This is a genomic window from Streptomyces sp. NPDC051173, assembly GCF_040689515.1.
Classification (GTDB): domain Bacteria; phylum Actinomycetota; class Actinomycetes; order Streptomycetales; family Streptomycetaceae; genus Streptomyces.
In genome coordinates this window covers 20,518-27,757 of the sequence record NZ_JBFBBD010000087.1, presented here as the reverse complement: position 1 = coordinate 27,757, position 7,240 = coordinate 20,518, and the positions used below count along the sequence as shown (strand labels likewise).

Genomic DNA, 7,240 nt, shown 5'->3' with positions numbered 1-7,240 from the left:
GGGTGCGGTGGGCCTCGAAACGCTCGGCCAGCAGCTCTTTCTCCGTCATCTGTCACATTCTCCCGTCGTGATCCGTCAGTGCGTCTTTCTCCGTCCGCCGCCGCAGGCGGACACCGCACAAGACAACCGCAAGCCCCACCCCCACCCGCCCCCGCGAAGCGAGTGGCATTGTTGTACGCCGCGGGGACCCCAAGGGAGGCGGCAATGACCACGGAGACCACACACGCGCCACGCCCCATGCGCGCGGACGCCCGGCGGAACTACGAGCGCCTGCTCGCGGAGGCGCGTACCGCCTTCACCGCGCACGGCACGGACGCCTCGCTCGAGGACATCGCGCGCCGGGCGGGCGTCGGGATCGGGACTCTCTACCGCCACTTCCCCAACCGCACGGCCCTGATGAGCGCCGTCTTCCAGGGCGAGGTCGACGCGCTGCTGGCCCGGTCGCGGGAGCTGCTGGCCTCGCCGGAGCCCTGCCGGGCGCTCGTGGAGTGGCTGCGGACCATCGTGGCGCACGCCAGCACCTACCGGGGGCTCTCGCGCGCCCTGATGGCCGCGCAGAGCGACGAGGGGTCCGCGATGTCGCGGTGCAGCCTGCCGATGCGGGACGCGGGCAGCGAGCTGCTCGCCCGCGCGCAGGGGGCGGGGGCGGTGCGGGCGGACGTCGGCATCGTGGATCTGATGCAGCTGACGAACGCGATCTCCCTGGCCGTCGAGCAGTCGCCGGACGACCCGGAGCTGGCGGACCGGCTGCTGATGCTCACGCTCACGGGTCTGAAGGCGCCCGCGGGCGCCGGACGGGACGGCGGGAACGACGGCCCGTCCGGCGCCTGAGGCGCGTTGGCGTCAGCGCCGCCGGGGCGCCAGGTCCGCCACCCGCGCCGTCGCCTGGTCGCCCAGGGAGACGGCGCTGCGCAGCTGGGGGCCCGGCGGCCCCCCCTGCGCCGGCCCCGGGGGCTGTCCGGGGCCCATCGGGTGCGTACGCCGCTGTCCCGGCAGGGGGACGTCACGGCGGCGGCCGGGCGGCGCGGCCTCGCCCCCGCCGGGGACGCCCGTCGGCCCCGAGCCCGACCCCGCGCCGGGCCCCGCGACCGAGATGTGGACGCCCTGGTCGGCGAGCGCCTGGAGCTCGGTGGCGGCCCGTTCGTCGTGCCCCGGGGGCGCGTCCGTCACCAGCCGCGTGATCACGTCGGTGGGCACCGTCTGGAACATCGTGTCGGTGCCCAGCTTGGTGTGGTCCGCCAGCACCACCACTTCCGCCGCCGCCTGCACCAGCGCCCGGTCCACGCTCGCGGAGAGCATGTTGGACGTGGACAGGCCGCGCTCGGCGGTCAGCCCGCTGCCGGACAGGAACGCTCTGGACACCCGCAGCCCGTGCAGCGACTGCTCGGCCCCGCTGCCCACCAGGGCGTAGTTGGAGCCGCGCAGCGTGCCGCCGGTCATGACGACCTCGACCCGGTTGGCGTGGGCCAGCGCCTGCGCGACGAGCAGGGAGTTGGTGACCACGGTCAGGCCCGGCACGCGCGCGAGCCGGCGGGCCAGCTCCTGCGTGGTCGTGCCGGCGCCGACGACCACCGCTTCGCCCTCTTCGACGAAGCTCGCCGCGAGATCGGCGATGGCCGTCTTCTCCGCGGTCGCTAGATGGGATTTCTGCGGGAAGCCGGATTCCCTGGTGAAACCGCCCGGCAACACCGCACCGCCGTGCCGGCGGTCGAGCAGTCCTTCTGCCTCCAATGCCCGCACATCCCGCCGTACGGTCACTTCGGAGGTCTGGACGACGCGGGCGAGCTCACGGAGCGAAACCGCTCCGTTGGCGCGCACCATTTCGAGGATCAATTGACGACGTTCTGCAGCGAACACGAAACCGACAGTAACGCCAACGACCATCCGTTTTCAGCAGGTTGCAGAATTTTACGGAAGTTGTCCGCTGCGGAACGTATGGCGTGGTATAGGGAACGCCTGGCTCCGCTAAGGGGTGTCTGATGGATCTCCGTGGGGAAGGAGCGGCGTCCGGTGCGTGCTCTCGGCGTGCCGGCCGGAAGCCCTCGTACTGGGCGTACTCGGGTTTTCGGCCGGTGCGGCGAGAGTGCGTGCCGGGCGTCGCGACGCCGCGGAGATCCATCAGACCCCCCTTAGCGCTGGGAGGCGTCCCCGTGCTCGAAGAACGGCAGGCCGGCGTCGGCCACCAGGTCGAGGGCGTCGGCGTCGTCCGGCGGCAGCAGGCTCGCGCTGCCGTCGCCGACGGGCACGATGCCCAGTTCCAGCAGCTCGGACATGGCGGCGGTGCCCGCCATGTCGCGGACCTGGAGCTGGTAGCGGGCCGTGGTGCGGTAGGCGCCGCCGGCGTCGTCGCCGGTGCGCTGGAGGAAGCCGGAGTCGACGAGGAAGGCGACGGCCTTGGCGATGATGCCGGTGGTGGAGCCCGCGAGGCGGCGGGCGTCCTTGGTGGCGCCGGTCGCGCTGCGCCGGGAGTAGACGCGCCACGCGGCCTCCAGGCCGGGGGCGTCGCTGGTGGGGTCGGTGTTCTCGCCCTGCTCGGCGGCCCGTTCCTCCAGCCTGCGGCACGCCTGGCGGACGAAGGCGTCGATGCCGTTGACGGTGACGCGGCCGATGTAGCCGTCGTCGGCGAGGTCCTCGGGGCGGGGGAAGGCCATGGCGGCGACCGCGAGGTGGGCGAGGCCGTGCAGGAAGCGGTCGGCGGAGTCGACGGTCGCGCGGCGGGCATAGTCGCCCATCCGCACGGCGAAGACGGAATCCTCGGCGGCGGTGACGGCCATGCCGGCGCGGGTGGAGACCTCCAAGACGACGAGCCCGAGCCCGGCGGCGACGGCGTCGGCGAGGCGCGCGAACGCGGGGTCGTCGCGGTGGCGGCGCAGCAGCTCGGTGTACTCCGCGTCGCGGGCGGGCTGGAGCTTGGGCTGGAGCCCGAACGCGATCAGCCGGGCGGCGTCGGCCGCGTCGGCGGGGGTGACGTTGCCGCTGGGGGCGGGGGCCGCGCCGGCGGCCGCGGGCTCCGGCTGTGCCGCGTCGTCGATGTCGTACTCGGTCACGGTTGCTGCTCCTGTGAGTGCTGCTGCGGGTTGACGGCCGGTCCGGTGCGGCGGGGCGCCCCGGCGGTCCCGCTCATGACGCCGCCTCACGGTCCGCCGCCATGCCGGCCGCGTCGAGCAGGGCCTTGCCGACGATGAGGTCGGCGCCGCCGAACTCCGGGTCGTCGAGCTCCGTGCCGTCGTCGACGGCGAAGAGGAGGGTCGGCTCACCCTGGCGGTAGGCGGTGCCGACGGGCGGGCTCGCGGCGTGGACGGCCAGGAGGGCGACGAGGTAGGGCAGTTCGGGGTCGTCGCGGCGCGCCTCGGCCAGGAGTCCGGACAGCCGGCGGGGGGCGTCGGCCGGCAGGTCGAGCAGCTCCATGGCGCTCGCGAGCTGCGCCTCGCTGAAGCGGCTGTCGTCGGGGGTGGTGATGAGGTCCGGCTCGGGCATCTCCGCGCCGAGGTGCTCCCGCTCCGCGGGCGGGGTGAGCAGCATCTCGACGAGGTCGCCGACGCGTACGGACGCCGGGGTGCGCAGGCCCGTGCCCTTGGCGAAGAAGGCGTCGGTCACCCGCCCGGCCCGCCCGACGGGGAGCGGCAGCAGGGGGGCGAGGAGCTGGCCGTAGAGGTCGAGTCCGGAGCCGGTGGCGGAGGGGGCGAACGCCTGCCGGTCCTGTTCGGCGCGGAAGAGGGGGCCGGCTTCCAGCAGCCGGGACTGGAGCTGGGTGTGGCGGCGGATGCAGTCCTTGACGATGTCGACGAGCTCGGCGGCGCGGCGCTTGTGCTCGGGGTCCTCCGCCTCGTCGCGTGCCTTGCGGATGTTGGTGAGGATCGCGTTCTCGTGGCGGTAGCGGTCGGCGACGTGGTCGAGCGCTTCGGCGATCATGTCGGGGACGGTGCGCAGCCAGTCGACGGCGCGGACGTTGCGCCGGGTGGCGTCGAGGGTCTTGCGGAGGGTCTCCGCGTACTGCACGGTGCGGTAGCGGGCCTGTTCGGCGGCGAGCTGGGCGTCGGCGAGGCGGCCCCGGCTGATGAGGACCTCCAGCTTCACCTCGGCGGCGATCTGGGCGCTGGTGACGTCGGTGTCGAGGGCTCCGACGAGGACGTTGACCGCTTCGTCGGTGGTGCGCAGGAAGACCGTGCCGCCGTGGCCGGGGACCTCTTCGATGAGCTTGAAGTCGTAGTCGCGGCGGATATACGCGCCGTCGGCGCCGAAGGTGCCGTAGACAGCGCGGAAGCCGCGGTCGACGCTGCCGACGTTGATGAGGTTCTCCAGGACCCACCGGGCGACGCGCTCGTGCTCGGCCGCGGGGCGGCCGGGTGCCTGTGCGCCGACGCGTGGGAGCAGCCGGGACACTATCTGCTCGTGGTCGGCGCCGGTGTCGAAGTCCATGTTGAGCGTGACGAGGTCGATGGCGGCGAGCGCCACCTCGGCCATGGCGTAGCCGCCGTACTCCCCGGCCAGGTTGGCCTTGCGCGCGTCGAGGTCGTGCAGGGGCGCGGTGCAGGCGAGCGCGCGGAGCCTGCGGGCCAGGCCCTCGTCGGCGGCGGGGCCCGGGGCTGGCCGCGAGGGCCCGTTGAGCTGGGGCGGAACGGCCGCCGGGGCTGGAGAAGTCACGTCGCACAGAGTAGGCGGTCACACCGACAACGGACGAAACGGCACGGGTGAAATGCCCGTACCGTCCTAGTGTGTGATGCCGCCGGCCACGCGGATGTCCTGGTCGCGCCCGGCCGCGGTGATCGCGATCACACGCAGCGCCTCGGCCGCGGCGGCCACGGGGAGTGACGGCAGCGCCCGGTCGGTGACCTGTTCCGGCGCGTACGGCACGTGCACGAACCCGCCGCGCAGTCCCGGGTGTTCGGTCGCGGCGAGGTGCATCAGCCCGTAGAAGACGTGGTTGCAGACGAAGGTGCCCGCGGTGTGGGAGAGGGAGGCGGGCAGGCCCGCTTCCCGTACGGCGGCGACGCACGCCTTGACGGGGAGGGTGGCGAAGTAGGCGGCGGGACCGCCCGGGACGACCGGTTCGTCGAGCGGCTGCGCGCCGGCGTTGTCGGGGATGCGGGCGTCGTCCAGGTTGACGGCGATACGTTCGACGGTGACGTCCGGGCGGCCGCCGGCCTGGCCGACGCAGAGCACGACGTCGGGGCGGGTGGCGGCGACGGCCGCGCGCAGGGCGTCGAGGGCGGCGCCGAAGACGCAGGGCAGTCGGGCGGTGCTCAGTTCGACGCCCTGGGGCGGGTGCTCGGCGGCGGCCTGGACGGCCTGCCAGGAGGGGTTGACGGCCTCTCCGCCGAAGGGTTCGAATCCGGTCAGCAGCACTCGGGGCATGGCCGCTCCTCCGCTGGGGTTCGTGGGGGACGTCCGGGTTTCGTGGGCGCCGTCGTGGGGCGCCGTCGGAAGGCGGACTCAGAAGGCGAACAGGGACATGATCACGATGTTGCAGCCGAGCAGGGCGACGGCGGTGGGCAGTTGGGCCTTGATGGGACCGTACTGGTCCTTGAGCTCCAGCAGGGCGGCGGGCACGACGTTGTAGTTGGCGGCCATGGGCGTGACCAGGGTGCCGCAGAATCCGGCCAGCATGCCGATGGCGAGGACGGCGGGCGCGCTGCCGTGCTCCTGCACGACGAGGACGGGCCAGCCGACCGCGGCGGTCATCACGGGGAAGGCGGCGAAGCCGTTGCCCATGACGACGGTGAAGAGGAACATCCCCACGCAGTAGACGACGACCGCGAGATAGAGGGAGTGGTCGGGGAGCAGCGCCGTGGTGATCCTGCGGACCTGGTCGCCGACCCCGGCGACGGAGAAGATCGTGCCGAGGGTGGCGAGCAGCTGCGGCAGCAGCATGGCCCAGCCCATCGTCTCCAGCATGGAGCGCCCGGCGTGCACGGGGGTGGAGAGCTTCCTCTCGCGCAGCAGCACCATGCCGACGGCGAGGGCGACGACGGCGCCGATCCCGAGGCCGAGGATCGTCTCGCTGCCCTTCTGGAGGACGGGCTGCCCGCCCACGGAGAGCTTCTTGACGCCGACGGCGCAGATCAGGGCGACGACGGGGATGGTGAGCGCCGGGACGAAGAGCTTGCCGCCCAGGCGCCGCGCGCTCGCCGCCCGCTGCTCCGGCGTGGTCGTACGGGCCGTGCCGCGGCCGGTGAAGCCGAAGCCGGCGAGGCCCGCCATGACGAGGACGGCGGCGCCCAGGGGTTCGGCGGGTGCCGACTTGTCGGCCACCCAGGTGCCGTAGACGAAGCCGAGGCCGAGCAGGCCCCAGAAGGCGGCGGTGCCATGGCGCTTGGGGTTGGTGCGGTCGGTGAGCATCTGGGCGGCCATCAGCAGGAAGATGGCGCCGACCAGCCAGTAGAACCACTCGGCCTTGATCACTTGTCGGCTCCCACCGGCTTGTCGGACGCCGTGCGCGCCATCGCGTGGGCCAGCGTGCGGTCCAGGCGCAGCAGCCGCCAGCCGTGGACGGCGAGGGCGCACAGGGCGGTGGGCACGGCCCACAGCGCGAGGTCGAGCGGTTCGAGGTGCGTGTGGTAGGTGGTGTTGACGAAGCCGGTGATCAGCAGGATCGAGCCGACGGCCAGGAAGACGTCCTCGCCGAAGAAGAGGCCGACGTTGTCGGCGCCGGCGGCGAAGGAGCGCACCTTCTCTCGGACCTTGTCGGGCAGCGGCCCGTGCCGGCGCTCGGCCGCGCCCTCCGCCATGGGGGCGGCGAGCGGGCGGACGGTCTGGGCGTGCCCGAAGACGCTGTTGAGGCCGAGGGCTGCGGTGAGCTGGCGCAGCAGGAGGTAGCAGGCGAGGAAGCGGCCGGTGGTGAGCGAGCCGAAGCGGGATATCAGGCGGCGGGCCTGTTCCTGGAGGCCGTGGCGCTCCAGGAGGCCGATGACCGGGAGGGTGATCACGAAGATCGTCACCGAGCGGCTGGAGGCGAACCCCTCGCCGAAGGCGGCGAGGACGCGCTGGGGCGACAGGCCGCCGAGGAGGCCGGTGGCGATGCCGGCGCCGCCGACCACCAGCAGGGGATTGCGCCTCGTGGCGAAGCCGATGACGACCACGAGGACGCCGAGGAGAACGATCATGCGCCCTGCCTTCCGGGTGCCCGGACCTCATTCGAGCGAGTGAGGCAACTGGCGAGGAGGCTAAGATATTGTTCAACAATCCTCAAGAGGCTTGACTCACGATTCCGCGACGCCCGGCCGGTCCGATCCGCTCTTGC

General features: G+C 73.1%; 7 protein-coding genes. 1 reads left to right on the top strand and 6 read right to left on the bottom strand.

All coding sequences use genetic code 11. The features are described from left to right. Positions 1-204: 204 nt before the first annotated feature. Complete coding sequence (locus tag AB0435_RS29970) at positions 205-831, top strand: helix-turn-helix domain-containing protein (RefSeq protein ID WP_366008602.1); 627 nt, start codon at positions 205-207, stop codon at positions 829-831. A gap of 12 nt (positions 832-843) precedes the next feature. Here the strand turns inward: AB0435_RS29970 and AB0435_RS29965 are convergent, their stop codons facing one another. The 6 genes from AB0435_RS29965 to AB0435_RS29940 form a co-directional block, all read right to left on the bottom strand. Further along, positions 844-1,884 (bottom strand): DeoR/GlpR family DNA-binding transcription regulator, encoded by a 1,041-nt coding sequence (locus AB0435_RS29965; protein ID WP_366008603.1) that lies wholly within the window; start codon positions 1,882-1,884, stop codon positions 844-846. Positions 1,885-2,129: 245 nt separating this feature from the next. Next, positions 2,130-3,047, bottom strand: coding sequence for a hypothetical protein (locus AB0435_RS29960; RefSeq protein ID WP_366007418.1), 918 nt, complete (start codon positions 3,045-3,047; stop codon positions 2,130-2,132). 73 nt (positions 3,048-3,120) lie between these two features. Then, complete coding sequence (locus AB0435_RS29955; protein WP_366007419.1) at positions 3,121-4,644, bottom strand: hypothetical protein; 1,524 nt, start codon at positions 4,642-4,644, stop codon at positions 3,121-3,123. A gap of 66 nt (positions 4,645-4,710) precedes the next feature. Then, positions 4,711-5,355 carry a pyroglutamyl-peptidase I gene (gene pcp / locus AB0435_RS29950; protein ID WP_366428391.1) on the bottom strand — a complete coding sequence of 215 codons (645 nt, stop codon included), beginning with the start codon at positions 5,353-5,355 and terminating at the stop codon, positions 4,711-4,713. Between the two features lie 78 nt (positions 5,356-5,433). Further along, positions 5,434-6,402, bottom strand: a complete 969-nt coding sequence (locus AB0435_RS29945) for a DUF979 domain-containing protein (RefSeq protein WP_366428390.1) — start codon at positions 6,400-6,402, stop codon at positions 5,434-5,436. Beyond that, positions 6,399-7,103: a DUF969 domain-containing protein gene (locus tag AB0435_RS29940; RefSeq protein ID WP_366007422.1), complete on the bottom strand. Its 705-nt coding sequence runs from the start codon at positions 7,101-7,103 to the stop codon at positions 6,399-6,401. The genes AB0435_RS29945 and AB0435_RS29940 overlap by 4 nt, the downstream gene beginning before the upstream one ends. Positions 7,104-7,240 lie beyond the last annotated feature (137 nt).

What these genes read in the sequence shown, in the direction of transcription:
- AB0435_RS29970 (WP_366008602.1), top strand. Translation starts at nt 205, where the DNA reads ATGACCACGGAGACCACACACGCGCCACGCCCCATGCGCGCGGACGCC.
- AB0435_RS29965 (WP_366008603.1), bottom strand. Translation starts at nt 1,884, where the DNA reads ATGGTCGTTGGCGTTACTGTCGGTTTCGTGTTCGCTGCAGAACGTCGT.
- pcp (WP_366428391.1), bottom strand. Translation starts at nt 5,355, where the DNA reads ATGCCCCGAGTGCTGCTGACCGGATTCGAACCCTTCGGCGGAGAGGCC.
- AB0435_RS29940 (WP_366007422.1), bottom strand. Translation starts at nt 7,103, where the DNA reads ATGATCGTTCTCCTCGGCGTCCTCGTGGTCGTCATCGGCTTCGCCACG.